General features: G+C 43.2%; 22 protein-coding genes. 12 read left to right on the top strand and 10 right to left on the bottom strand.

Features of this window, described 5'->3' with window-relative positions:
• Positions 1-108: 108 nt before the first annotated feature.
• Positions 109-813 carry a glycosyltransferase family 2 protein gene (locus tag ACFQZS_RS15295; protein WP_377101776.1) on the top strand — a complete coding sequence of 235 codons (705 nt, stop codon included), beginning with the start codon at positions 109-111 and terminating at the stop codon, positions 811-813.
• On the opposite strand, the gene ACFQZS_RS15300 is transcribed toward ACFQZS_RS15295, so the two are convergent.
• Positions 810-1,865, bottom strand: coding sequence for a glycosyltransferase family 4 protein (locus ACFQZS_RS15300; protein ID WP_377101777.1), 1,056 nt, complete (start codon positions 1,863-1,865; stop codon positions 810-812). The genes ACFQZS_RS15295 and ACFQZS_RS15300 overlap by 4 nt on opposite strands.
• Positions 1,866-1,944: 79 nt before the next feature.
• Here ACFQZS_RS15300 and meaB point away from each other — a divergent pair, with 79 nt between their 5' ends.
• Entirely contained in the window at positions 1,945-2,835 is an 891-nt protein-coding gene (gene meaB, locus ACFQZS_RS15305; RefSeq protein WP_377101779.1) for a methylmalonyl Co-A mutase-associated GTPase MeaB, read from the top strand.
• A gap of 153 nt (positions 2,836-2,988) precedes the next feature.
• On the opposite strand, the gene ACFQZS_RS15310 is transcribed toward meaB, so the two are convergent.
• Entirely contained in the window at positions 2,989-4,278 is a 1,290-nt protein-coding gene (locus ACFQZS_RS15310) for an aminopeptidase P N-terminal domain-containing protein (RefSeq protein WP_377101781.1), read from the bottom strand.
• Positions 4,279-4,431: 153 nt separating this feature from the next.
• On the opposite strand from ACFQZS_RS15310, the gene ACFQZS_RS15315 reads away from it, so the two are divergent.
• From ACFQZS_RS15315 to recG, 4 genes are all read left to right on the top strand, one after another.
• On the top strand, positions 4,432-5,811 hold the full coding sequence (locus tag ACFQZS_RS15315) for an OmpA family protein (protein ID WP_377101783.1): 1,380 nt from the start codon (positions 4,432-4,434) through the stop codon (positions 5,809-5,811).
• A 97-nt stretch (positions 5,812-5,908) separates the two neighbouring features.
• On the top strand, positions 5,909-6,052 hold the full coding sequence (locus tag ACFQZS_RS15320; RefSeq protein ID WP_377101785.1) for a DUF6728 family protein: 144 nt from the start codon (positions 5,909-5,911) through the stop codon (positions 6,050-6,052).
• Between the two features lie 27 nt (positions 6,053-6,079).
• Positions 6,080-6,460: a RidA family protein gene (locus ACFQZS_RS15325; RefSeq protein WP_377101787.1), complete on the top strand. Its 381-nt coding sequence runs from the start codon at positions 6,080-6,082 to the stop codon at positions 6,458-6,460.
• A 12-nt stretch (positions 6,461-6,472) separates the two neighbouring features.
• A complete protein-coding gene (gene recG, locus ACFQZS_RS15330) occupies positions 6,473-8,581 on the top strand; it encodes an ATP-dependent DNA helicase RecG (RefSeq protein ID WP_377101789.1) in 2,109 nt (702 codons plus the stop codon).
• 172 nt (positions 8,582-8,753) lie between these two features.
• Here the strand turns inward: recG and ACFQZS_RS15335 are convergent, their stop codons facing one another.
• On the bottom strand, positions 8,754-11,921 hold the full coding sequence (locus ACFQZS_RS15335; protein WP_377101791.1) for an ATP-dependent DNA helicase: 3,168 nt from the start codon (positions 11,919-11,921) through the stop codon (positions 8,754-8,756).
• 200 nt (positions 11,922-12,121) lie between these two features.
• The gene (locus tag ACFQZS_RS15340; RefSeq protein WP_377101792.1) at positions 12,122-13,849 is read right to left on the bottom strand and encodes a glycoside hydrolase family 3 protein; all 1,728 of its coding nucleotides are present in this window, start codon (positions 13,847-13,849) and stop codon (positions 12,122-12,124) included.
• A 130-nt stretch (positions 13,850-13,979) separates the two neighbouring features.
• On the opposite strand from ACFQZS_RS15340, the gene ACFQZS_RS15345 reads away from it, so the two are divergent.
• The 5 genes from ACFQZS_RS15345 (at position 13,980) to ACFQZS_RS15365 (ending at position 18,278) form a co-directional block, all read left to right on the top strand.
• The gene (locus ACFQZS_RS15345; protein WP_377101793.1) at positions 13,980-14,615 is read left to right on the top strand and encodes a porin family protein; all 636 of its coding nucleotides are present in this window, start codon (positions 13,980-13,982) and stop codon (positions 14,613-14,615) included.
• A 158-nt stretch (positions 14,616-14,773) separates the two neighbouring features.
• Complete coding sequence (locus tag ACFQZS_RS15350; RefSeq protein ID WP_377101794.1) at positions 14,774-14,968, top strand: cold-shock protein; 195 nt, start codon at positions 14,774-14,776, stop codon at positions 14,966-14,968.
• Positions 14,969-15,071: 103 nt separating this feature from the next.
• Positions 15,072-15,203 (top strand): hypothetical protein, encoded by a 132-nt coding sequence (locus tag ACFQZS_RS15355; protein WP_377101795.1) that lies wholly within the window; start codon positions 15,072-15,074, stop codon positions 15,201-15,203.
• Between the two features lie 107 nt (positions 15,204-15,310).
• A complete protein-coding gene (locus ACFQZS_RS15360) occupies positions 15,311-16,402 on the top strand; it encodes a glycosyltransferase family 4 protein (protein WP_377101796.1) in 1,092 nt (363 codons plus the stop codon).
• A 40-nt stretch (positions 16,403-16,442) separates the two neighbouring features.
• Positions 16,443-18,278, top strand: a complete 1,836-nt coding sequence (locus ACFQZS_RS15365) for an ABC transporter ATP-binding protein (RefSeq protein WP_377101798.1) — start codon at positions 16,443-16,445, stop codon at positions 18,276-18,278.
• Positions 18,279-18,569: 291 nt separating this feature from the next.
• Here ACFQZS_RS15365 and ACFQZS_RS15370 read toward each other — a convergent pair whose 3' ends face one another.
• The 5 genes from ACFQZS_RS15370 to ACFQZS_RS15390 all read right to left on the bottom strand — a co-directional run bounded on the left by ACFQZS_RS15370 (position 18,570) and on the right by ACFQZS_RS15390 (position 21,553).
• Positions 18,570-19,118 (bottom strand): NUDIX hydrolase, encoded by a 549-nt coding sequence (locus ACFQZS_RS15370; protein ID WP_377101799.1) that lies wholly within the window; start codon positions 19,116-19,118, stop codon positions 18,570-18,572.
• Positions 19,118-19,516: a hypothetical protein gene (locus tag ACFQZS_RS15375; protein ID WP_377101800.1), complete on the bottom strand. Its 399-nt coding sequence runs from the start codon at positions 19,514-19,516 to the stop codon at positions 19,118-19,120. The genes ACFQZS_RS15370 and ACFQZS_RS15375 overlap by 1 nt, the downstream gene beginning before the upstream one ends.
• A gap of 114 nt (positions 19,517-19,630) precedes the next feature.
• Entirely contained in the window at positions 19,631-20,440 is an 810-nt protein-coding gene (locus ACFQZS_RS15380; RefSeq protein WP_377101801.1) for a TPM domain-containing protein, read from the bottom strand.
• 10 nt (positions 20,441-20,450) lie between these two features.
• Positions 20,451-20,885, bottom strand: coding sequence for a TPM domain-containing protein (locus ACFQZS_RS15385; RefSeq protein WP_377101802.1), 435 nt, complete (start codon positions 20,883-20,885; stop codon positions 20,451-20,453).
• A gap of 89 nt (positions 20,886-20,974) precedes the next feature.
• A complete protein-coding gene (locus ACFQZS_RS15390; RefSeq protein ID WP_377101803.1) occupies positions 20,975-21,553 on the bottom strand; it encodes a LemA family protein in 579 nt (192 codons plus the stop codon).
• A gap of 161 nt (positions 21,554-21,714) precedes the next feature.
• Here ACFQZS_RS15390 and ACFQZS_RS15395 point away from each other — a divergent pair, with 161 nt between their 5' ends.
• Positions 21,715-22,392, top strand: coding sequence for a DUF1345 domain-containing protein (locus ACFQZS_RS15395; RefSeq protein WP_377101804.1), 678 nt, complete (start codon positions 21,715-21,717; stop codon positions 22,390-22,392).
• 290 nt (positions 22,393-22,682) lie between these two features.
• Here ACFQZS_RS15395 and ACFQZS_RS15400 read toward each other — a convergent pair whose 3' ends face one another.
• Positions 22,683-23,975 carry an MFS transporter gene (locus ACFQZS_RS15400; RefSeq protein ID WP_377101805.1) on the bottom strand — a complete coding sequence of 431 codons (1,293 nt, stop codon included), beginning with the start codon at positions 23,973-23,975 and terminating at the stop codon, positions 22,683-22,685.
• Positions 23,976-24,008: the final 33 nt, after the last annotated feature.

Raw genomic sequence — 24,008 nt, forward strand, 5'->3', positions numbered from 1 at the left:
TATAAATAATGTCAGGGTGATGCTGAACTTGTTTCGGCAACCCATAAGAAAGGCGGTTTAGCGTATAAGGTACCGAAACAAGTTCGGCATGACTATTCATTATTATCAATGACATTACCCAAAATATCCATCATCATTGTAACCTATAACGCGGCAAGCACTTTGCAGGCGTGTTTGGATAGCATTTACCGCCAAAAATATGCTGCCATTGAAATAGTGGTTATTGACGGTGAAAGCACAGATGGAACAATTGATATTATAAAGCAAAATGCCGGTAGCCTTGGCTACTGGGTGAGCGAGAAAGATGCCGGAATTTACGACGCCATGAACAAAGGCTTAAAACACGCTACCGGCCAATGGATCTACTTTTTAGGTGCCGACGACATTTTGTTTGATGGCTTTAGCGACCTTGCTATTGAGCTAAAAGACAAAAAACTGATCTACTATAGCAGGGTAATGACGCTGGGCGGACCCACCATTCCGGCCAATGCTTACGATTTTGCCAAATACGGTTTATGCCATCAGGCCATGATATACCCGCGCGAAGTTTTTGAGGGGCGGGAGTTTGATACGCGGTACCCAATATCCGCAGATTATGCTTTTAATATGGCTTTGTTTAACAGCGGCCAATTCAGGTTTGTATTTAAAGATCACCTGGTGGCTAACTTTAATCAAACAGGGGTATCAAGCACATCAATTGATAAGGTTTTTGAACAAGACAGGAGCGCATTGGTAAAAAAACACTTCGGCTCAAAAATATGGCTGCGCTTTTTGTTCTGGCGCTTTAAAAAGGGATTGAAAAAGAAACGCTAACCCCTCAGCAATTCATCATATAATTTCAGGTATTCATTAGCAGCATTGTCCCATGTGTAGCGTGCCGCGTGCGCCATAACGGCCCCGGCCCTGTTGTTTTCTATATGGTCTTGCAGGCCTGTTTTAAAAACATGCTGCATATGCTCCGGGTCAAAATTATTAAAATAGTAGGCAGCTTTACCGCCAACATCGGGCAGTGAAGTGGCGTTGGCTAAAAAAACCGGTTTACCAAAATTCATAGCCTCAATAACAGGCAAGCCAAAACCTTCGGCAATGGACGGAAACACAAATGCCAGGCAATTTTTAAAATACCAGGCTTTGTCGTCATCACTAACGGGGCCCGTTATGGTAACGCGGTCAAGGCAGTCAAATTTTTTTGCCGCTTCAATAATATTATCCTTATGCGTGGTTTCAATACCGGCAATAATTAAGTGCAGGTCATTGTTCTGCAACAAGGCCGGCAGGTAATGAAATCCCTTTTGAGGCGACAGCAAGCCTATGGTAAATAAAAAGGGCTTAACAGGCGTGTAAGCCGGCTGGTGTCCCTCGGGTACTGTCAGTTTATCTGCACCATTGTATATCACGCTCATTTTAGGGGCAGCCTCAGGTATGTAATAGATCACATCATCGGCAACAAATTTTGATATGGCTACTACCCTATCACAGTAACCTATAAATTTGCGCAGTTTGTTAACGCGCTTTTCAATATTCCTTTTTGATTTAAAGCCCAAATGCACGTTATTAATATCATGTATGGTCATTACCTTTTTTGCGCTTACACGATAAGGTCTTAAACGGCAGGTTTGATCAGTAAAATGAACAACATCAAACTCGCGCCCGTGCGGAAAAAACAACCTGTGCAGCCTGAAAAGATGAATAATATTTACGCGCTTATTAAAATAAGTAGTGATCCTAAATAAATAATAAGTTAGGGTAAAGCGGTTGTTATTATGTTTCAGCAAGGCGTCGCCTAAACCTTTGCCGAATGAAAAGTATCCTGAATTAGGATTCTTCATAGAATCAAACGTCACTAAAACGGATGGCTTCTTCATTATTTGTTTATCTTGCTGATGGGTGCAATTATAAAGTATATTAATTTATGTTACGATAATTTTATTCATTTGCAGCTACATGGCATCAGCACGCAACCTACCGGTAAACATCAGCGCCAACGATTTTAAAACCGTTGCCCGCGCGCTTACTGTTGTAGAGAATGACTTGCCGGGATACGAAGAGCTTTTAAAAGGCCTTAGGTTTACTAAACCATCTGTTATAATTGGCATTACCGGGCCGCCCGGCGCGGGGAAGAGTACCGTAGTGAGCCAACTGATTTCAGCTTTACTTGCAAAGGGTAGCAAAATAGCGGTTTTAGCTATCGACCCTACCTCGCCCTTTAACTTTGGTTCTTTATTGGGCGACAGGATCAGGATGTCCGCGCATTTTAACCATCCTGATGTTTTTATCCGTTCGCTGGCTACGCGTGGCTCGCTTGGCGGCTTGTCGGCAAAAACCATTGAAATGACCGATGTTTTACGCGCGGCAGGGTTTGATCATATTATTGTTGAAACCGTTGGCGTTGGCCAGTCTGAAGTAGAAGTGGCCGGCCTGGCGGATGTAACTTTGGTAGTTTTAGTTCCGGAAGCGGGTGATGAGGTTCAGAACATAAAATCAGGCTTAATGGAAATTGCGGATGCCTTTGTGATCAACAAAGCCGACAGGCCCGATGCCGATCTGTTTGCCAATAATCTTAAAAAAATAATTCACCAAAAACCCGGTAAAGAAATACCTGTGTTTAAAACTGTGGCTACAACAGGTGAGGGAATGGCTGAAATTACGGGCTTTGTTTTATCAGAAAAGACCGCGGGTAACAATCGTAAAGCTATGCTCTTGACCGAAAAAGCATATCGGCTGATACAGCAGAAGCGTATGGCGGGGGTTGATAAAAGGAAACTGCGAGAGGAGATTGCTGTGGCAATGGGCGGTCAAGAGTGGAATTTGTATGAATTTATAGGCAGGTACTAAAACAAATTGTCATTCTGAGCGACAGCGAAGAATCTTATACGCTTTGCAATCCCGGCACCCGGTTTAACATGGTTTATAAGATTCTTCGCTGTCGCTCAGAATGACAATCAAAACTAAATTCGAAATCGAAAATTCGAAATCCGAAATCCGAAATCACGAATTCATTATCTCCTCAATCTCCTCTGCCTCAACCGGAATATCAGCCATCAGGTCAATATTACCGCCTTTGGTAATCAGGATATTATTTTCCAGGCGAATGCCCAGGCCCTCCGCAGGGATATAGATACCCGGCTCGCACGTAAGCAGGTTACCCACTTCAAAAGCTTTGTAACGGCTGGCAAAATCATGTACGTCTAAACCCAAATGGTGCGATGTGCCGTGCATAAAGTAGTTTTTGTAGGCAGGTAATTTAGGGTCCTGCTTCTCTACATCGTGTTTAGTTAACAAGCCAAGCCCTATCAGTTCGCTGGTCATTATTTTACCAACTTCATCGTGATACTCATTCCAAACGGCCCCCTCAACAATCATTTGTGTTGCTGCACGCATAACACGCAAAACGGCATCATAAACCTGGCGCTGGCGTGGTGTAAAGCGGCCATTAACGGGTATAGAGCGGCTCATATCAGCATTGTAGTTACCGTACTCGGCGCCAAAATCAAATAGTATCACATCGCCATCATTGCACACCTGGTTGTTATCTACATAATGCAATACAATGGCATTTTTGCCCGAAGCTATAATAGGGTTATAAGCGTGCCCTGTTGCGCGCTGCCTTATAAATTCGTGTATCACTTCGGCTTCAATCTCGTACTCGGTTACCCCGGGCTTTACAAATTTAAGCACCCTTATAAAAGCGTCGCGGGTAATGGCGCAGGCCTTTTTTGTTAATTCTATTTCGGGTGCCGATTTTATCACACGCAGGTCGCGCATAATAGGTGCCGAACGCTCATAGTGATGCAAAGGATATTTTCTGCGCAGATCTTCCAGCATCCTTACATCGCGATAAGGCACCGTGTGCGCATACCGGTCATTCTCGTTGGTATTAATATAAATATTGTCTGCGTAGTTAATAATACTGTGCAAAATATTGTCAAAATCAGCTAACCAATATATATTTTGTATACCTGATGCTTGTCTCGCCTCGTCTTTGGTGTACTTGTGTCCCTCCCAAACTGCAATATGTTCGTTAGTTTGTCTTAAAAAGAGTACTTCTTTGTATAGTGGATTAGGACAATCCGGAAAAAGCAACAAAATACTTTGCTCCTGGTCTATACCCGACAAATAAAAAAAATCAGGATTTTGCTTAAATAAAAAGGCCTGATCACCGCTGCGCGGGAACTCGTCATTCGAATAAAAAAGTGCCAGAGAAGCCGGTTTTATTCTTGAAACGAAACTTTTTCTATTATTTGTAAATAAATTATTTTCAACAGGAAGATATTTCATACAGTTAATTGTAATGTGTACTATTTATACAACATTTTTCATTTATTTGTGTTATTATTTGTAATTTTTGGAACAGTATTTGGTAATCGTTTCAAACATAATTAGTATTTTTGAAAAAAATCACAATTAAAAAATTGTTTAATCTTAAAACTTATGAACTATTCTACATTAAAAAAAACAGTCGCTTTTTCGTTTGCGTCTCTGTTGGTAGCGGGTGCTGTTAATGCCCAAACCACCGCGAGCGGATCGACAACCTCAGGCGCCAAATTGTTTGGCGGCGCGGGTCAGTACAGAACCTGGGCCATTGGTATTAACGCCGGTGTTACTTCGCCAGCCCTTATAACAGGTGGCTCAAGTGATTTCAATGGTGTGCAAATCGGGCCAGGCTTCGGTGTATCATTGAAAAATCAATTATCACATGTTTTCGGTATTCAATTAGATTTGAATGGTGGCCGCGTTAGAGCTGATGCCGGTAAAGGTGTACCGGGACAAATTGGTCAGAGACCGTTTGTAGGCGATGGTGTAACCAATCAACGTTTTGTAGCTACCTCAACTAACTTCTTACAAGGAAGCATCAGCGGTACTGTAAACATTGGTTCTATTGACTTCCTTCACCGCGAAAATGCCATTAACTTTTATGGTAAAGCAGGTTTAGGTATTGCAACTTACAAACCGGATATTAAAGGTTATGGTACAGATGGTACAAACGGTGGTTGGGAACAATACCGCGCTGCAGATGGCGGTTCTATCTCTGAGTTAGTTGTCCCTATCGGTGTAGGTACCAAATTTAAATTATCAGACGTTACTTCATTAAACATTGGTTACACTGAAAACTTTATTGACGGTGATAACTTTGATGGTGTACGTAAAAGCTATCCTACTAAAGACCGTTACGGTTATGGTTACGCTGGTTTAGAGTTCACTTTGGGTTCAAAATCAAAACCAGCTTTAGAGTGGGTTAACCCGGTAGCTATGATGTATGACGAATTGTATGATGCTGCTCTACGTCGTGAAGTTGAAGCTTTAAAAGGCCGTGTTACTAACGTTGAAAACGCTGTTAACGACCTGAAAAAAGACTCTGACGGTGACGGTGTTGCTGATCAATTTGACAAATGCCCAGGTACTCCAGCAGGTACAAGCCCTGTTGATGGTTCAGGTTGCCCTATCGTGTTCCCTAAACCAGAGCCTGTTGCTGCTGCTCCTGCTGCTGCTGGTTATACCAACATTCAGTTTGAATTTGATAGCTCAGTATTAAGAACTTCTTCTTACCCTGTGCTTGATGCAACTTCTGCTGACTTACGTACTACCGGTTCTGCTGTTGAAGTACAAGGCTTCGCATCATCTGAAGGTACTGCTGCTCACAACTTGAAATTATCTCGTGACCGTGCTAACTCTGTAAAAACTTACTTAGTTAACTCTGGTGTTGCAGCAAGCAAAGTAACTGTTAAAGCTTTCGGCGAAACTCAGCCAATTGCTGACAACTCAACTGAAGAAGGACGTGTATTAAACCGTCGTGTTCAATTCAGAAAATAATATCTGATTCAGTTTAGAATATTAAGAAGGCTTCCCGCAACGGAAGCCTTCTTTTTTTGCATAAAACTTCGCCTAAAAATATTGTAGATTTGCTGATATGTATTTTTTTAGAAAGAAGGATACTAACAGGCCCCACAATATCAACCTTAAAATAATGCACATTATTAATGCTACGGCTATCATAATGTTCATAGGGGGTATTATATGGAAACTGCTACAGTGGTTTGTACTAAAAAAATAATTTGCGCATTACCTATATTTATAAAACATGAAAACCGTAGTAAACACAACCGACGCACCGCCACCTATAGGCCCATACAGCCAGGCTATAATAGCCGGTAATCTTATATTCGTTTCCGGACAAATAGCTTTGCACCCGTTTACTAATGAGCTGGTTACCGATAATATAACATCGGCCACGCATTTGGTAATGGAGAACATAGGGGCAATTTTAACCGCCGCCGGCGCTGATTTTGACGATATAGTAAAAACTACCATATTTTTAAAAAACATGGCCGACTTTGCCGAGGTAAACGAGGTTTATGGTACTTACTTTACTGATAAATTTCCGGCGCGCGAGACGGTGCAGGCCGCAGCTTTACCTAAGGGCGTTAGCGTTGAAATATCTGTTATAGCAGCCAAACCCTGATAGCAGCATATCTTGAACGGCCAGGCATTACAAACCCCTGTTGAGTACTTAAAAGGCGTTGGCGCTACCCGCGCCGAAGTGCTGAAAAAAGAGCTGGCCATTTATACTTTTGATGATCTGCTGAAGCATTTCCCCTTCAGGCATATTGACCGTACGCGTTTTTATAAAATAAAGGATATTAATGACGATTTGCCTTATGTACAGGTGATAGCCCGTTTGCTGCGTAAGGAAATATTAGGGGAAAAGCACACTAAGCGTTTGGTAGCCATTGTACAGGATGATACCGGTATAATGGAGTTGGTGTGGTTTCAAGGCATAAAGTGGATAGAGAAAACTTTGATACCGGGCAAGGCGTATGTGCTTTTCGGCAAGCCATCATCCTTTAACGGCAAGGCGCAAATGTCGCACCCGGAGATGGATCTCTACTCGCCTGAGGCAGCAAAACGCAAAGGCAACCTTACCCTGCAGCCGGTTTACAGTTCTACCGAAAAGTTAAAGCAATTTACCCTGGATAGTAAGGGCATACAAAAACTAGTAGCAGGGTTACTTGAGCAATACGGAAATACCATCAGCGAAAACTTACCCTTATATATTTTAAACAGGTTTAAGCTGATGGGCCGTGCTGATGCTTACCGTAATTTCCATTTCCCCGAGGATGCGATAAAATTAGCAGAAGCGCAACACCGGCTTAAGTTTGAGGAACTGTTTGTATTGCAGTTAAAACTGCTGCGTACCAAATTGCTGCGTGTACAAAAATTTAAAGGGAATATATTTGATAAGGTTGGCACTTATTTTAATGAGTTTTATCACCATAAGTTACCTTTTGAGCTAACCAATGCGCAAAAACGTGTTTTAAAAGAAATACGGCAAGACACCCAGCGCGGCGTTCAAATGAACCGCTTGCTGCAAGGGGATGTGGGCAGTGGCAAAACCATTGTGGCCCTAATGAGCATGTTGATAGCCATTGATAACGGTTTTCAGACCTGCATTATGGCCCCTACAGAAATATTGGCCAATCAGCATTACCAAACTATTAAGGGTGTTATTGGCGATGATTTTTTAGAGGTGGCGCTGCTTACCGGCTCAACATCGCAAAAAGCCCGCAGGGTAATACATGAGCGCCTGGAAAGCGGCGAACTTAAAATATTAATAGGTACACATGCGCTAATTGAAGACAAGGTGCAATACCAAAACCTGGGCTTTGTGGTAATTGACGAACAGCACCGCTTTGGTGTTGAACAGCGGGCAAAACTTTGGCGTAAAAACACCATACCGCCGCATGTTTTGGTAATGACGGCTACACCCATCCCCCGTACTTTGGCTATGACATTGTATGGTGATTTGGATGTATCAGTAATTGATGAATTGCCTGCGGGGCGCAAACCTATTGAAACCCTGCATTTTTACGAAAGCCGGCGGCTACGTATGTTCGGGTTTATGAAAGAGGAGATAGCCAAGGGGCGACAGATCTATGTGGTATATCCGCTGATAAAAGAGAGTGAGAAGCTTGATCTGAAAAATCTGGAAGACGGTACCGAAATAATGAGGAGGGAATTTCCGCTGCCGCAGTATCACATCAGTATAGTGCATGGCAAATTAAAGCCCGCCGAAAAAGAAGCCGAAATGCAGCGCTTCATAAAAGGGCAAACGCAGATAATGGTGGCTACTACGGTTATTGAAGTTGGCGTAAATGTACCTAATGCATCGGTAATGATCATTGAAAATGCCGAGCGCTTTGGCCTTTCGCAATTACATCAGTTACGGGGCCGGGTGGGGCGCGGGGCAGAGCAAAGCTATTGCCTGTTAATGAGCAAAGACAAGCTAAGTCCGGATGGGCGCGTAAGGTTAAATACCATGGTTAAAACTAATAACGGCTTTGAGATATCAGAAATTGACTTGCAACTGCGTGGGCCGGGTAATATTGAAGGCACACAACAGAGTGGATTGTTAGATCTGAAAGTGGCCGACCTTACCACCGATCAGGAACTTCTGATCCAGATAAGAAAGTTTGTTGAAGATGTTTTTGCCAAAGACCCTCAACTGGCCGCACCTGAGAACCAAGTGTTAAACCAGGCTTTTCAATCCAAACATGCGGGCTTGAGTTGGGATAAGATATCATAAGCACAACCCATCCCTCATGTCATTTCGACGACCAGCATGGCCTGAGCGAGGCGGGAGGAGAAATCTTTTCGAAGCGGTCGGCCAAGCCTTGAATAGCTCGAAAAGATTTCTCTATCGCGCCAACGCACCTACCCCCTCCTTCTGCTCATCGAAATGACATCGGTGGGATATACTACTCCTCTCCCTCCTCCTCTTCACTAATCGTTATCTCATCAGCCTGTGCAAAATTACTGCGCACAAAGTGGCACCAATCGCATTCTTTTTTACCGCAGCCGGTGTTAAAATCATGCGCTTGTATTTTTTCATACACAGTAGTGATCTGCTTTGTTACCGTATCAATATCCTCAGGTGTTATAACCACCTTTTCTTTGCGGTAATCGTCGCCGTCTGGCTCCACAAAATCAAAAACGGTTGTAGTTACTTCCCAATCATTACTGCGGTCGTTGTCAATTAATATCTTATAAAAAACGGACTGGCGCCAGTAATCTCCGCCGTTGGGTTGGTCATCATCGGGGCCTTTTAGTTTTTTTATGGCGTTCTTTATTTTGCCGGTTTTATAATCAACTATAGTAGCCTGTTTGCCTACAAATTCAATTTTATCCAGGTTACCTTTTATGGGTACGCCCTGCACCTCAATATTTTTAATAGGGCGTTCTGTTACCGCAATTTTGTTCCATACCTGTATGTTCTGTTCGTAATAAGGCGGTAAGATCTTTTCGCCATAATCATTACGCAGTTTAAACTCCTCCTTAGTAAACGAGTCGCGGTTGCGGTACATATACCACCTAAACTCTTTCATAAACTGCTCTGTTGACGGGAAGTTATCCTCATCATCTTTTAACCATTTAAAGGCCTTATTTAGCGCCCAGTGCACTGCCTGCCCAAACGTAGCCGACGGACTTTTACCCGACGGCACCCTGATCAAACACTGAAAATAAAAACGGAGCGGACAATCTAAATAGTTGTTTAAGTGCGTTACCGACAGTGTGTAGTTTTGCAGCAGCTGGTTAATATAGTTGGTATCCAGCAGCTCAACCTTTGGTTTATCTGCCTCGCTAAACTGCGTGGCATAAAACTCCAGCATAGCAACGTCAGAAACCATAGGGCGCTCCACCATCATATCCGTCTCTGCAATAATTTCTCCCACAAATTGCGATGCTTCCTGCTCTTTCCCTTTTTTGTCGGCACCCGCGTAGGATATGGTTAAATGCTGCTTAGCTCGGGTAATGGCCACATAAAATAACCGTCGCGCTTCCTCCTTTTGCGCTGTTTCATCTGCCGCTGCTTGTGTTAAAGTATCAGGATAGCTAAAACCGCGGCTGCGGCCCTTGCTGTCCCAGGTTTTTTTATCGCAGCCTATTAAAAACACATGCTCAAACTCCAAGCCTTTTGAGCCGTGCGCTGTAAGAAAGTTTACGCCATTGTCTGAATAGATAACGCGGTTCAATTCTAATCGAATGCCATTTTCTTTCATCAGGTCAATAGTTTCCAGCAGATGCGACAATTTTATTTCGGGCGATTTGCGGCTCTCATCCTTTAAAAAGTCAAAAAAGTTGGTCAGCATTTGCATGTACGAACCTTTGTCCGGCTGCTGCATAATGAACCTGAGGATACCCATTTTAGCAATAACGCTTTGAAAAAGCTGCTGCAGTGTGGTGCTTACCGCCTCTTTCAACAGATAGTCAATATTGCTAACCAGATATTTCATCTCCTCGTGCTGCACCTTATCAAATAATCCCGGCTGGGCTGGCGAGCGTAACTCGCTGATGTAGCGGCGCAATGATGTTTTAGGTTGATTATTTGCAGCTGTACTAAAGTTCTCTTTTGATACGGCTATGCTGGCTTTAGCGATCTCAATAACCGGGATATTAAAGAAATCATAATGCAAGATCTCAAATAGCAGATTATCGCCACTGTAGGGCGAATCCAGCTCCATGGCAAGATATCTTAATATGGTGATGATCTTTTCGCCAAATGGAACGGCAAGGATATCAATTTTACGGCGGGTGTTTACCGCTATCTTTTTAACATCCAGAAAATGTATCAGATCCTCCACCTGGCTATGGTTACGATAAATAACGGCGATCTCACCCGGGGGAGTGCCGCCCTCTACCAAATGCTGTATACTCAGTGCAACATGAACCAGCTCCTTATTAGGATTCTCGTACTCGCGGATGGTGGGATGGATAGTATCTTCAATAAAGCGGGTATGCGCCGAGCGCAGATTTTTATCCAAAGAAAGCTGACGGGTAAGACGCTCGGCATTATTGGCAATCAACGCCTTTGAAATATCCAGAATATGCTGATTAGAGCGGTAATTATGTTTTAGCACTACTGTTGAAAGGGTTGCTACATAATCATTCGCAAAATCAAGGATATTCTTCATGTTGGCACCCTGAAACTTGAAAATAGACTGGTCATCATCGCCTACTACAAATACGTTAGGCGTTTCCCAATAATTCAGCAAAAATTTAAGCAGCTCGTTTTGCGATCCGCTGGTATCCTGAAACTCATCAACCAAAATATAATGGTATCGCTCCTGATAGCGGCGTAATATTTCTGGGTTTTCCCTGAATGCCTTTAGCACCCAGATGATCATATCATCATAATCATACCTACCGCGGGCACTCATTTTAGCTGAGTATTTTTGATACTCTGCAACAGCCGCCAGCAATTTCTTCATCAGATCATGCGCGTTATCGATATCCTTCTGCTTCGGGTCGCCTACTTTGATGCCTCTGGCTGCGTTGGCACGTTTGTAAACAAATTCTTCGCGGTTGGGCAAGTCATCAACATACTCCTTAATGGCTTTTTCAATAAATGCTTCGTCCCAGTTCTCGCGCTTCATGGTAGAGAACAGATCTTTTAGACGAGGTACATCGTAATAAACATCGCCGGTAAAGCGCTTTAGCTGATGGTCATTCGGAAATTCATCAACCAATTCCCTAAACAACATAGCCGATTCCAGGTCAGACAGCGGCTCCAGGTTCAACTTTCCAAAGTACTCCAGGTTTTCCTGGATCACCTCATTACAAAACGCGTGAAAGGTATATATGTTAATGCGATAAGCATCCGGCCCAATAAACTCAAACAAGCGTTTGCGCATGGCAACAGCACCTGCATCAGTATAGGTAAGGCACAAAATCTCGCTTGGCAGGGCGTCGGTATCGGTGAGTATTTTACCGATTCTTGCTGCCAATATTTGCGTTTTACCCGTACCCGGCCCGGCAATAACCAACACCGGGCCATCCATTTTATTAACGGCGGCCAACTGCTCGGGGTTTAAACCCGCCAGCGCCTGTTGAAATTTTATATTGTATTTGTTGGGATCGGTTTGCATAAGAGAATAAAGATAGAAAACGGCAGGGCATTGCAGAAATTAAACGGATGTCATGCCGAATTTATTTCGGCATCCCACATGACATTCACGCAAGATAGTTTTATAAACTTTCCTGATGAATGCCAATCGATAGGCTACATGTAGTATAATGAGATGCCGAAATAAATTCGACATGACGGCGTAGTTGTAAAATATCCCCCTTACAACCCCACCTGCCCCGCTCCCGTACGGAAAAACCCATTTATACTAACCGGCAGCTTACCCATTGGCTTAATTTGCTGGGTAATGGCTTTTACAGCCGCTTGCTGCATCTCCTCGCTATTTTGATAACAAACTAATAAGGCGCGGGCCTTTTCAATGCCCGTTATACCTGCCAGGGCGTAGGGGTTGGTAAAAAAGCTGATAACTGTATTTTCGCGCGCGGCTACCGTAGACACAAACTGAGTTACACCGGCGCTGTAATCCAGTTTACTTTGCGGGCGGGTGCGGGTATCATGCACGCCTACAAATACCTGGGTATATTGGGGTAAGGCTTTTATAATGCTGTTGAGCTCTTCAACAGGTGTGGTTTTGTTTACTAAAAACAATGTACTGTTAGGGTACCAGCGCCGCAACTCTGCCTCGTAAGCTGAAGGATTAGTTATGCCCACACCAATAATAGCAGTTTGTAAAAGCGGATTTAGTTGCAGATCGCGCGGACTGCCACGTAACTGCGTTACTGCTGCATTGCTTAATTGCTCTATCAGCTCTTTAGTTGCCGGGCGATTTAAATCGGCTACAACATTTTTAACATTCGCCTCCTGCGGCTTATTTAATCCCGCCCAATACTTGGCCATTAGCACTTTTTTCACTTTAGCTTCAAACTCTTCGGCAGCTAATTTATGGTGGCGCATAGCCTTTAATATTTTATGAATTGCCTCTTTTGAGTCCATAGACAGCTCAATGATATCATTACCTGCCATAAAAGCCCTTAATTCCGCTTCGCCATCCGGAAAGTATTTTATTACGCCCTGCATTTCCATGGCGTCGCAAACAACCAGGCCCTTAAAGCCCAGTGAATCTTTTAACAGGTTGGTAACTATTTTGCGCGATAAGGTAGAAGGGAGATTTTTAGTATCATCTAAAGCAGGTATAGCCATGTGCGCTATCATAACGCCGCTAACGCCGCCTTCAATTGCCTGTTTAAAAGGATATAGCTCCAGCGAATCCAATCGCTGCCGCGAGAACGGAAGCAGTGGCAAATCATAATGCGAATCTACATTCGTATCGCCATGACCGGGGAAATGTTTAGTAGTGGTTAGCAGCCCTGCGCTCTGCATACCTTTAAGGTAGGCCAGGCCTTTACTTGCCACGTTATATTTATTATCGCCAAAAGAGCGGTAGTTTATAACAGGATTATCCGGATTGTTGTTCACATCCATCACGGGCGCAAAATTCATGTGCATACCTAAACGCTTAAAGTCGTACGCTATTTGCTGCCCCATTTTATAGATCAGACTTTCGCCTTGTATGGCACCCAATGTCATCTGATATGGGTATAAAAGTGTGGAATCCAGTCGCATACCAATTCCCCATTCCCCATCCTGGGCTATTAATAGCGGCACCCTGCTTTCCCGCTGATACCTTTTTATCAGGCTAGCTTGCCTTCCCGGCCCACCCTGGAAGAAAACCAAACCGCCAACGTGCTGACTATGAATGACTTTAGCTACAGAATCTTCGTATTTTTTACCCTTATTGGTATGCGCCCTAACAAAGAATAGCTGCGCTATCCGTTGCTTTTTATTGAGCTTATTGTACACAGAATCAACCCATTGGTTGGGTTGGCCCAATAGTTGGATATAACTTCCTTGTTGAGCAAATGCGGTATTTGCAAAAAACAAAACAGTTATAAATAAACAAAAGGCTGAATTTTTTTTAAAGGATCTCATAAACATTCCAAAAGTAATTTAAAAAAATACAGACTAATGCAACTCTTTGTCATAAACATCGTATACAACGGTAATTTCTGCGCAGAGAGAATTTTATAAGCTATAGTTAACAATAGTAAATTATAATGCTATGAAAAAGACTCTCTATCTACTTATTGGACTATTTATTACAGTTAATGCCAGCGCGCAGCAATTTTTTGGCGCCCGTGCAGATTATGACGACGCCTTCAGGCCTCGCTTCGGCTTTACTATGGGTGCAGCATTTTCAAATGCCGTGCCCGCATCAAAAAGCAATTATGATACGGGAGCGCTGGCAGGATTTAGCCTGGGCTTTACCTACAACCATCCGGTTTCCTACCTGGTTTCAATTGGTGCCGAAGCGCTTTATTCGCAAAAGGGCTATGCAGCAACAACGCAATCAGGCAGGTTTAGCCAGCATTCGCAATTTTTAGACATACCCGTTTACGTTAAGCTAAATGCGGGGAATAAATTAAATGTGTTTGCCGGGCCGCAGATATCGCACCTGCTTTCGTCAAACAACCTTTATAATGAGGGTTTTGATGAATCTGTACGCGGCTTTTACCAGTACAGTGGCATAAAAACTTTTTTCGCTGGCGTTATAGGCGCGGGCGTAGATATTAACAATCATGTTAACGTAAATGCGCGGTATACCATTGACCTGAAAGGCACTAATGCTAATGGTAACCGCTATGTGCCCGAATACAAACACCAGGCTTTACAACTTGCGTTTGGCTTTAAATTTTAATCCTTCTTTTTAACTGATCTATAATTACTACTACTGCCACCCCTGACCGGGTGGCTATTTTTTTGCCATCCATTTAACATATTGTTAAAATATTTTATCTACGGTAAAAATAGCCCGGTTTTAATGCGTACCTTGCGTACTTATTAAAATACAATAAAATGCAAAAAGAAGGAACAGTGAAATTTTTCAACGACCAAAAGGGTTTTGGATTTATTTCGCAAAGCGAGAACAGAAGCGATATTTTTGTTCACGTAACGGGTTTAATAGACGAGATCCGTGAGAATGATCAAGTACAGTACGATGTAGAAGAAGGTAAAAAAGGCCTTAACGCTATTAACGTTAGAGTCATTTAATCATAGCTATTATTACAAGAAAAGCATCCTGAATACCGGGATGCTTTTTTTTTGTTCTGATAATAAAAACAAAGAAAGCTACAGACCATTTAAAATTAAAACCATGAGTAAAGACAAAGGCGTTAAAAACGTAAAAAAAGCACCTGCGGTTGGAGGCAAAACATCTACTTCTGATTATCAGGCAGGTAAAAAATCGGCATCAAAAGACGATGCTGCTATGGGTAAGAAAAAGTAATTCTAACATCCAGAATAAAAATCCTAAACCCATACTTTATTTTCATATTTGCAAGGTTGCGCTATAGAGCTTGTGGCTTTGCCATGTTGCTATTTTGCATTAATTAAATGAAAATACTTTTTGATCATCAGGCTTTTACTAACCAAAAATATGGCGGTATCTCCAGGTATTTCGCCAATTTGCACTATGGTTTAAAAACAACCAAAGGGGCAACGTCAAAGCTTGGATTATTACTTACCCACAACGCTTATATCTCAAAAGATAGTTTACCTGCAGGTAGTTTGTTTGAGCAATTGGTTAAAAAGCAATCGCGCCGCGATAAATACAATAAATGGTATTGCAGGCATTTGTTAAAGCAAGGCGATTATGATGTGTTTCACCCCACCTATTATGATCCTTATTTTTTATCATCGGTAAAAAAGCCTTTTGTAGTAACGGTGCATGATATGATACACGAATTGTATCCGCATTATTTTGCCAAGCAAGACCCTTTGACTGCCGGTTACAAGGCGCAGGTTATTAATAAAGCCGATCATATCATTGCGATATCAGAATGCACCAAACGAGACCTGCAAAAATTCTATAAAATACCTGACGAGAAAATAACCGTAGTGTACCACGGTTATAAAATGAATAGCGATTTGGCCCCCGCCGTACAATTTAAAAGACCTGATAAATACCTGCTGTTTGTTGGCGACAGGGCGGTTTATAAAAATTTTGAACCGTTTATCAACGCAGTGGCGCCATTGCTGTTAACGCACACCTTACAGCTGATATGCTCAGGCGGCGGAAGTTTTACGGCTGATGAACACCGACTTTTAATTGATAATAATATTGCCGACCGTGTGCAACAAATATCCGCCAGCGATGGGGAGCTAGCCGCCTTATATGCCAATGCCGAAGCATTTGTTTACCCATCGCTTTATGAGGGTTTTGGCCTGCCCGTATTGGAAGCTTTTTATAATAATTGCCCGGTTATTATGAGCAATACTTCATCCCTGCCCGAAGTTGGGGGGGATGCCGCGCAGTACTTCGACCCTACCAGCCAGGAATCTATGGCTAACGCAATAGAGGAGGTCATCAATAATAAAAATCGTCAAGCGGAGTTAAGAACAAAAGGCAAACAGCGCCTAAACTTGTTTGATTTTGATAACACACTGATGCAAACTATAAATGTTTACCAACAGGTTATGCGGTAATAGCCTGTAATTTGCATAGTTTTGCTCCATTAATTTTTAAATGAAGACTTATTTCAGACTACTCTCCTTTGCCAAGCCAATTGAAAAATTTGCGGTACCGTATGTGTTGGTAACGTTATTGGCAATTGTATTTAACACCCTTAATCTGGCGCTTTTAGCTCCCTTGTTGCAGACTTTGTTTTCTGAAACAAAAACCGGCATTGCTGAGGTGGCAGTGGCGGTTAAGCCATCGTCATGGACTGATATTATGGGGATGTTTAAGTACTATGTGCAGTATCTTATTGTGCATTACGACGGCAAATTTGCGCTTAAGGTCGTGTGCAGTATTATAGTGATATCAGTTGTATTGAGCAATATTTTCAGGTACACTTCGCAGCGCATTATGGAAAACCTAAGGCTGCACACCGTTTTAAACTTACGTAAGGCGGTTTTTAATAATGTTATGGACCTGCACCTTGGCTTTTTTAACAATGAACGCAAAGGCGATATCATATCTAAGGTAGCATCTGATGTAACCGTGGTGCAATACACGGTTACAGGCACGCTGCAGGTTATTTTTAAAGAGCCTGTTCAGCTCATATTTTATGTTGTTACGTTATTTTTAATAAGCTCTCAACTCACTTTTTTTTCATTGCTGGTTGTACCTGTTTCGGGCTTTATAATATCGCGCATTGTTAAGCGCTTAAAGGCGCAGGCGGTTGAATCGCAACAGCGGTTTGGCACGATGATAAGCTACCTGGATGAAGCGCTTTCAGGCGTGCGCATAATTAAAGCATTTAATGCCTCGGCTTTTATAAAACAGCGCTTTAACGACGAAAACAAGCGCTACTCATCACTTTTACGGTCCATGGCGAAACGACAACAGTCGGCTTCTCCTGTATCAGAAACACTGGGTGTTATCATGGTATCCGGCATTGTGTTATATGGTGGTGGGATGATATTGGATGGTACATCAAAACTATCCGGTGGAGATTTTATAGCTTACATAGCCATATTTTCGCAGGTAATGCGCCCGGCCAAGGCCATATCTGACGCTTTCAGCAATATACACTCCGGCATAGCTGCCGGAGAGCGCGTGCTGGAACTAATAGATGAGAAACCACTTATCAGCGATGCTGAAGACGCGGTTACCCTTACGTCTTTTGAAGAAGGGATTCAATTTGAAGATGTATCATTTGCCTATGGTGACAGAACAGTATTATCTAACGTAAATTTTGTGGTACCAAAAGGTAAAACTGTAGCTTTGGTTGGCCCCTCGGGCGGTGGTAAATCAACGCTGATGGATATGATACCCCGCTTTATGGATCCGCAGCAGGGCAATATATTTATTGATGGTAAAAACCTGAAACAGGTTACTGCCAATTCGCTTCGTAATTTAATGGGTGTGGTTAACCAGGAGTCTATCCTTTTTAATGATACTATTTACAACAACATAGCTTTTGGTAAACAGGATGTAATACCGCAACAGGTTGAAGAAGCCGCGCGCATTGCCAACGCCCATAACTTTATAATAGAGACTGAGCAGGGGTATCAAACTAATATAGGCGACAGGGGAGCAAAATTATCGGGCGGGCAGCGGCAGCGGATCTGTATAGCGCGCGCGGTGTTAAATAACCCGCCTATTATGTTGCTTGACGAGGCAACATCTGCCTTGGATACAGAATCAGAAAAATTGGTGCAGGATGCCCTGAATAACCTGATGAAGAACCGTACCTCGCTTATTATAGCGCACAGGTTAAGCACCATTCAAAACGCTGATGTTATTGTGGTGCTTGAAAGCGGAAAAATTATTGAGCAGGGCAATCACCAGGAACTGATGCAGCATAACGGTTTATACCGTAAGCTGATAGATATGCAAACCTTTACGGAGGATTAATATAATAAAACAAAGACTGTCATCCCGAACGCGGTGAGAGATGTATACACAAACCTGTGCTGTGGCTCAGCAGTGTATAGATTTCTCGCTAACGCTCGAAATGACAATTTCTGTGCATCCAAACGACACGCTTAAATAGGCGGGTTAAATGTCATCTCGAACGTAGTGAGAGATCTATACACAAGCCCGTCCTGTGGCTCAGCAGTGTATGGATTTCTCTGTCGCGCCATCCACAAGCCTCCCGCTGCTCCATCGAAATGACAATTTTTTTTAAGCTTAGTTATATATTCGTCACTTCCCCATTTTACCCAGGGCGTAAAACAAAGATGTACAATGCAAAGCTTGGGCTATCTTATTATCGGCCAAAAGCTGTTTAACTTCATCAATCGTGTATTCTTCAATGATAAGTTCTTCGTGGTCATCTAATTCCTGTTCCTGCACCTTTACCCCACCGGTGGCGAGGTAGCAAAACGTTTTGTTATTAGCGGTTGAGGGGTTGGCGTAAATGGTACATAACGGCTCCATGCTATCAAAACGGTAGCCGGTTTCCTCCAGCAATTCGCGGCGCATGGCATCTTCAGGCTTTTCATCGCCATCAATAACACCACCCGGAATTTCAAGAGAAACAATGTTTGCAGCATGGCGGTACTGACGCACCATTAGTATTTTACCCTCCTGAGTAACAGCTACTGCATTTACCCAATTAGGGTACTCTAAAACAAAATATTCAGGAACAATTCTGCCGTCGGGCATTTGGCACTTATCGGCACGTAAAGTGGCCCATGGGCCTTTATGTACATACTGTGAACTCAGGAGCGTCCACTTCAAATTATCACTCATTAACTGATATTAAAATACTTATAAATGGCATTTCGTTTGGTAATATTATCGAAAGTTTGAAAGCGATATTTTTGTTCTAAAACATCAAAAATAGCCATCACTTTTTTAAGCAGCGCTTGCGTGGCTTCGTCATCCTTAAACGGCTCAGCAAAAACATACAATATCTGACTTAATGCATTTAATTTTGCTGAGCTGTATTTGTCTGATTTAATAAGGTCTTCAAATTCATCCTGATTTAATGCCAGAATTGTTTCCAGTTCAGTTTTGTATTCGTTTCCAATCGCTTTTTCAAATTCCTTTTTATATTCCTGATGAGTACGGTCAACTTTGATCCCGAAAATCCTGGCTATTATGAGCCCGGTTTTCTCTATCTCATCCATTACTATATCCCGGTACATAATTATTTATTGAGTGATTTAGTGAATGAGTGATTTAGTGAATGAGAAAATGGTTAGATCAACAATAACTATTCACTCATTCACTAAATCGCTCATTTACTCATTAAAAAAACCCTACCAACTGCCGCCCGAGCCGCCGCCGCCGAAGCTACCGCCGCCGAAACCGCCGAAACCACCGCCGCCGCCAGAACCGCCGCCACCGCCGGAGAAACCTCCCCAGCCGCCACCGCCGCGATTGTTGCCGCTATTCATCATAGAACCGGCCAGCATCCACCAAAAAGCGCTTGAGCCACCACGACGGCCAATTACCTGGCCGCCACCACCGCCGCCTTTACGGAATATGGCTATCAGTATAATTATTATTATAGCTACTATAATGCCTATTCCTGAACCGCCGTCTCCATTACCATTGTGTTTTACACGCGCGGGTTTCGCATCAGCTTTGTATTCGCCTTTGTTGTACTTTATAATGGCATCCGTACCGGCATTCAGTCCGCCATAAAAATCACCCTCTTTAAAGCGCGGGTTCATTTCTTTTACGCGGATCTGCTGCGTAATTATATCAGGCAACTGCCCTTCCATGCCATAACCGGTTTGGATGGATAGTTTTCTGTCATCCTTAGCTACCAGTATCACTATGCCGGTGTTCTTGCCCTTATGCCCTACTCCCCAGCGGCGGCCTAACTCTGTAGCGTACTCGTTTACATCATGGTCGCCAATGGAATGCATCATCACCACCGCTATCTGGATGGATGTGGAGTCATCAAACGCAACCAGTTTGTCTTCCAGTCGCTGCTTTTCATCAGCCGAAAGGGTGTTGGTAAAATCGGTTACCAGTGTGCTTGATTTTTCAGGATAATCCTGCGCGAAAGAAACCAGGCCCATCAAAAGCAGACCAGAAAATATTAAAAGTTTTTTAAACATGGGTTTACGTTTATTCGCCGTCCATAAAAGCAACATCGTCTGATACCTCGTTCACATCATCGGGCGCGCAAGGGAAAAATGCACCCAGCTTTTCGCCGGCACGTGTAATTCCTGTTACTATTCCTTCAATTAAATTGCCGTGCTTAAACTGTTCCAGCATCTCGTTTTTGGTGGTATCCCAAAAATCAACCGGAACCATTTTATTTATCCCGGCGTCGCCAATAATGGCAAACTTACGATCAACAGTGGCCAGATAAATAAGCACGCCATTACGCAGCCTGGTCTTATCCATATCCAGCTGATAAAAATATTTGGCGGCGCGGTCAAGCACTTCATCCTTACAGGTTTTTTCAACGCAGATGCGTATCTCGCCCGAGGTGTTTTTTTCAGCCTTAGCTATAGCATCTTTTATCTGCTGCTGCTCGTCGTCGTTAAATAGGCTCATGGGTGTAATTAGTGAATTAGTGATTGAGTGAATTAGTGATTGCTGAATGCCGATATGAACATTCACAATTCACTCATTCACTCAATAAATTAAAACTTCACAGTTGGTGCTTTGTCTGATCCGGCTTCGGCCTGGAAGTAACCCTTCTCTGTAAAGCCGAACATTTTGGCAGTTAGGTTAGCAGGGAACTTACGTATTTTGGTATTGTAATCCTGCACAGCATCGTTAAAGTCTTTACGTGCTACGGTAATACGGTTCTCTGTACCTTCTAATTGAGCCTGTAAGCCCATAAAGCTTTCGTTTGCCCTTAATTGCGGATATGATTCAGAAACAGCTAACAATCGGCCCAAAGCTGAACTTAACTGACCCTGAGCTGCCTGAAACTGTTGAATTGACTCAGGAGTTAATTTTGTTGGATCAACCTGTACCGAGGTAGCTTTAGCGCGGGCCTCAATAACCGCTGTCAACGTACTTTTCTCAAAATCTGCAGCGCCCTTTACGGTGGCTACCAGGTTAGGTATCAAATCGGCGCGGCGTTGGTACTGGGTTTGTACAGCGCCCCATTTGCCTTTAACATTCTCGTCTAATTGCACCATGCTGTTATAGCTGCACGAGCTTAACGACATTGCACCTACTATTACTAATATTGCTGCGAGTAATTTTTTCATTTTTCTTAGTTTATGTTTTTTAATTTAGATTGCAAAAGGTGTACCGTTGTTACAAATTGTACAAAACCTGCCACATCGGCGTATTATTGTAAATATAACAAGTTTATTTAGTTCATGTTTCATACTATCAACCATAAACCATGAGCTAACAATCACTCAACATGAGCGCCAAACAAAACGAACGCCAACTATTTTTCAGGCTTGATGCGCATTACCGCTTTTTGATAGCGCTGATAGTGGCCATAGCTGCATTCTTTGTAACCCGCAGCAGCCAGTCTACGCCCGCAGCTATTTTAATGGTATGGATAGCGTTTGCCTTTACGGTTATTGTTATGGATTGGATCATCATATTTACATCTGATCCAAAGGAAGTGCGGAAAAATGCCAAGCTGGAAGATTCTAACCGTACGTTTATTTTCCTTTTCGTTATTGCTTCGTCTATAATGAGTTTGGGCGCTATTATATTTCTATTGCTATCGGCCAAAGGTAAAACCGGCGAGGGTGTGGCTTTTCCGGTAATATTAGCTTTAACATCGGTACTGGTTTCGTGGTGGCTGGTGCATACGCTGTTTACGTTGCGTTACGCCCATTTATATTATGAACCGGAGCATGCCAACAAACCTGTTGGTGGCCTGGATTTTCCCGGCGATGAACAAGATCCCGATTACCTTGATTTCGTCTATTTTTCCTTCGTTATCGGTATGACGTTTCAGGTGTCTGATGTAGAGATCTCCTCGCGCCGCATACGGCGGCTGGCGCTTTTTCATGCCCTTATAGCTTTTGCTTTTAATACGGCTATTGTGGCGTTGAGCATTAATATTATTTCGGGACTGGTGTAGTGAGCCGCCTCTAAATCTATCCCAAATGTCTTAAAGTTAAGAAGGTCGTCGAAAAAACAGGTGCGTCATAGACGCAAAAGGTCGGTAGAAATAAGTGGAAAGATAATCCTGCATGCCGTAGGTATGCCCCCTAAGTTGCGTACCTACGGCACGCTTTTCTCTGCTTGTGTTTTTTCTACCGACCTTTAACTCCTACCGGAGTTTCTTAAATTAATGACATCGAAATCTCCTCTGGGGAGGGGCGGACTTTCACCTGCTATTGATATTAAGTCTTTCTACCGGGGGAAGATTTAGGAGGAGCTTTCTTCTATCTTAGAATACTTCTTCGTATCCTTCATCATTACGTAGATAATTAACGACACCAGTATACACCCCGTAACATACCAATAAAACCAATCCTGATGACCTTTATCCTTAAACAACAACGCTACCGGTTCCGCAGTTCCGCCGAATAATGAAACTGCTATGCCATAAGGAAAGCCTACCCCAAGCGCACGTATGTTTGCCGGGAAAAGTTCTGCCTTTACCACAGCATTGATAGAGGTGTAGCCGCTTACAATTACCAGGGCAGTCATTATCAATGCAAAGGCAACCCAAAAGTTGTTGGTATGGCTAAGTGTTGTAAGTATGGGCACGGTTGCCCCAGCCCCCAATATGCCGAATGCAATAAGCAAAGGTTTGCGGCCTATCCTGTCAGACAACGCGCCAAAAGCAGGTTGCAGCAGCATAAAAAACACTAATGTTAGGGTGGATATCAACGTAGCATCGCTTTTGCTGAAGCCGGATGTGATAACCAGAAACTTCTGCATATAAGTAGTAAAAGTATAAAAGGCTAAAGTGCCGCCCATGGTTAAGCCTATAACAGTGAACACGGCTTTTGGATGTGCGGCCAACGCCCGCAAGGTGCCACGCGCTTGGGTTTCCTTACTATTCGTATCCAGCGTTACCGACTCCTGCAAACTCCGCCTTAAATACATAACGCTGACGGCCAAAACCGCGCCTATGGCAAACGGAATGCGCCAACCCCAGCTATGCAACTGTTCCTCGGTTAAAAAGGCACGTTGTAATATTACCAAAACACCCAGCGCCAGCAGTTGCCCCATTATTAAGGTTACATACTGAAATGACGAGTAAAAGCCGCGGCGTTTTTGTGTTGCCATTTCGCTTAAATATGTGGCGCTTGTGCCGTATTCACCACCCACGCTTAAGCCCTGTATAATACGGGCCAGTACCAATAGCACGGGTGCTGCAACGCCTATCCTATCGTAACCGGGAATTATGGCGATGATAAACGAACCCACACTCATCATTAAAACCGAGGCTGTTAATGCTTTTTTACGGCCTTTTTTGTCTGCGTAAGTGCCCATTACCCAGCCGCCTGTAGGTCGCATTAAAAAACCGATAGCAAATATTCCGGCTGTGTTAAGCAGTTGCACCGTTTGGTTTTGCGATGGGAAAAAAGCACCCGAGAAATATAGCGCGAAGGCCGAGTAAACATACCAATCATACCACTCCACCAGGTTACCTAATGAGCCGCCAATTATTGACCGCAAGCGTTGCGAGGTATTTAGGGCTTCGGGCATCAGTGTTTAGTGGTATTATTAATAAATATATCT

This window comes from Mucilaginibacter calamicampi (assembly GCF_042676765.1).
GTDB classification, from domain to species: Bacteria; Bacteroidota; Bacteroidia; order Sphingobacteriales; family Sphingobacteriaceae; genus Mucilaginibacter; species Mucilaginibacter calamicampi.

Excerpts from the sequence above, each read along its gene's own strand:
- ACFQZS_RS15295 (WP_377101776.1), top strand. The coding sequence starts at position 109 with ATGACATTACCCAAAATATCCATCATCATTGTAACCTATAACGCGGCA.
- ACFQZS_RS15300 (WP_377101777.1), bottom strand. The coding sequence starts at position 1,865 with ATGAAGAAGCCATCCGTTTTAGTGACGTTTGATTCTATGAAGAATCCT.
- meaB (WP_377101779.1), top strand. The coding sequence starts at position 1,945 with ATGGCATCAGCACGCAACCTACCGGTAAACATCAGCGCCAACGATTTT.
- ACFQZS_RS15310 (WP_377101781.1), bottom strand. The coding sequence starts at position 4,278 with ATGAAATATCTTCCTGTTGAAAATAATTTATTTACAAATAATAGAAAA.
- ACFQZS_RS15315 (WP_377101783.1), top strand. The coding sequence starts at position 4,432 with ATGAACTATTCTACATTAAAAAAAACAGTCGCTTTTTCGTTTGCGTCT.
- ACFQZS_RS15320 (WP_377101785.1), top strand. The coding sequence starts at position 5,909 with ATGTATTTTTTTAGAAAGAAGGATACTAACAGGCCCCACAATATCAAC.
- ACFQZS_RS15325 (WP_377101787.1), top strand. The coding sequence starts at position 6,080 with ATGAAAACCGTAGTAAACACAACCGACGCACCGCCACCTATAGGCCCA.
- ACFQZS_RS15335 (WP_377101791.1), bottom strand. The coding sequence starts at position 11,921 with ATGCAAACCGATCCCAACAAATACAATATAAAATTTCAACAGGCGCTG.
- ACFQZS_RS15340 (WP_377101792.1), bottom strand. The coding sequence starts at position 13,849 with ATGAGATCCTTTAAAAAAAATTCAGCCTTTTGTTTATTTATAACTGTT.
- ACFQZS_RS15345 (WP_377101793.1), top strand. The coding sequence starts at position 13,980 with ATGAAAAAGACTCTCTATCTACTTATTGGACTATTTATTACAGTTAAT.
- ACFQZS_RS15350 (WP_377101794.1), top strand. The coding sequence starts at position 14,774 with ATGCAAAAAGAAGGAACAGTGAAATTTTTCAACGACCAAAAGGGTTTT.
- ACFQZS_RS15355 (WP_377101795.1), top strand. The coding sequence starts at position 15,072 with ATGAGTAAAGACAAAGGCGTTAAAAACGTAAAAAAAGCACCTGCGGTT.
- ACFQZS_RS15360 (WP_377101796.1), top strand. The coding sequence starts at position 15,311 with ATGAAAATACTTTTTGATCATCAGGCTTTTACTAACCAAAAATATGGC.
- ACFQZS_RS15365 (WP_377101798.1), top strand. The coding sequence starts at position 16,443 with ATGAAGACTTATTTCAGACTACTCTCCTTTGCCAAGCCAATTGAAAAA.
- ACFQZS_RS15370 (WP_377101799.1), bottom strand. The coding sequence starts at position 19,118 with ATGAGTGATAATTTGAAGTGGACGCTCCTGAGTTCACAGTATGTACAT.
- ACFQZS_RS15375 (WP_377101800.1), bottom strand. The coding sequence starts at position 19,516 with ATGTACCGGGATATAGTAATGGATGAGATAGAGAAAACCGGGCTCATA.
- ACFQZS_RS15380 (WP_377101801.1), bottom strand. The coding sequence starts at position 20,440 with ATGTTTAAAAAACTTTTAATATTTTCTGGTCTGCTTTTGATGGGCCTG.
- ACFQZS_RS15385 (WP_377101802.1), bottom strand. The coding sequence starts at position 20,885 with ATGAGCCTATTTAACGACGACGAGCAGCAGCAGATAAAAGATGCTATA.
- ACFQZS_RS15390 (WP_377101803.1), bottom strand. The coding sequence starts at position 21,553 with ATGAAAAAATTACTCGCAGCAATATTAGTAATAGTAGGTGCAATGTCG.
- ACFQZS_RS15395 (WP_377101804.1), top strand. The coding sequence starts at position 21,715 with ATGAGCGCCAAACAAAACGAACGCCAACTATTTTTCAGGCTTGATGCG.
- ACFQZS_RS15400 (WP_377101805.1), bottom strand. The coding sequence starts at position 23,975 with ATGCCCGAAGCCCTAAATACCTCGCAACGCTTGCGGTCAATAATTGGC.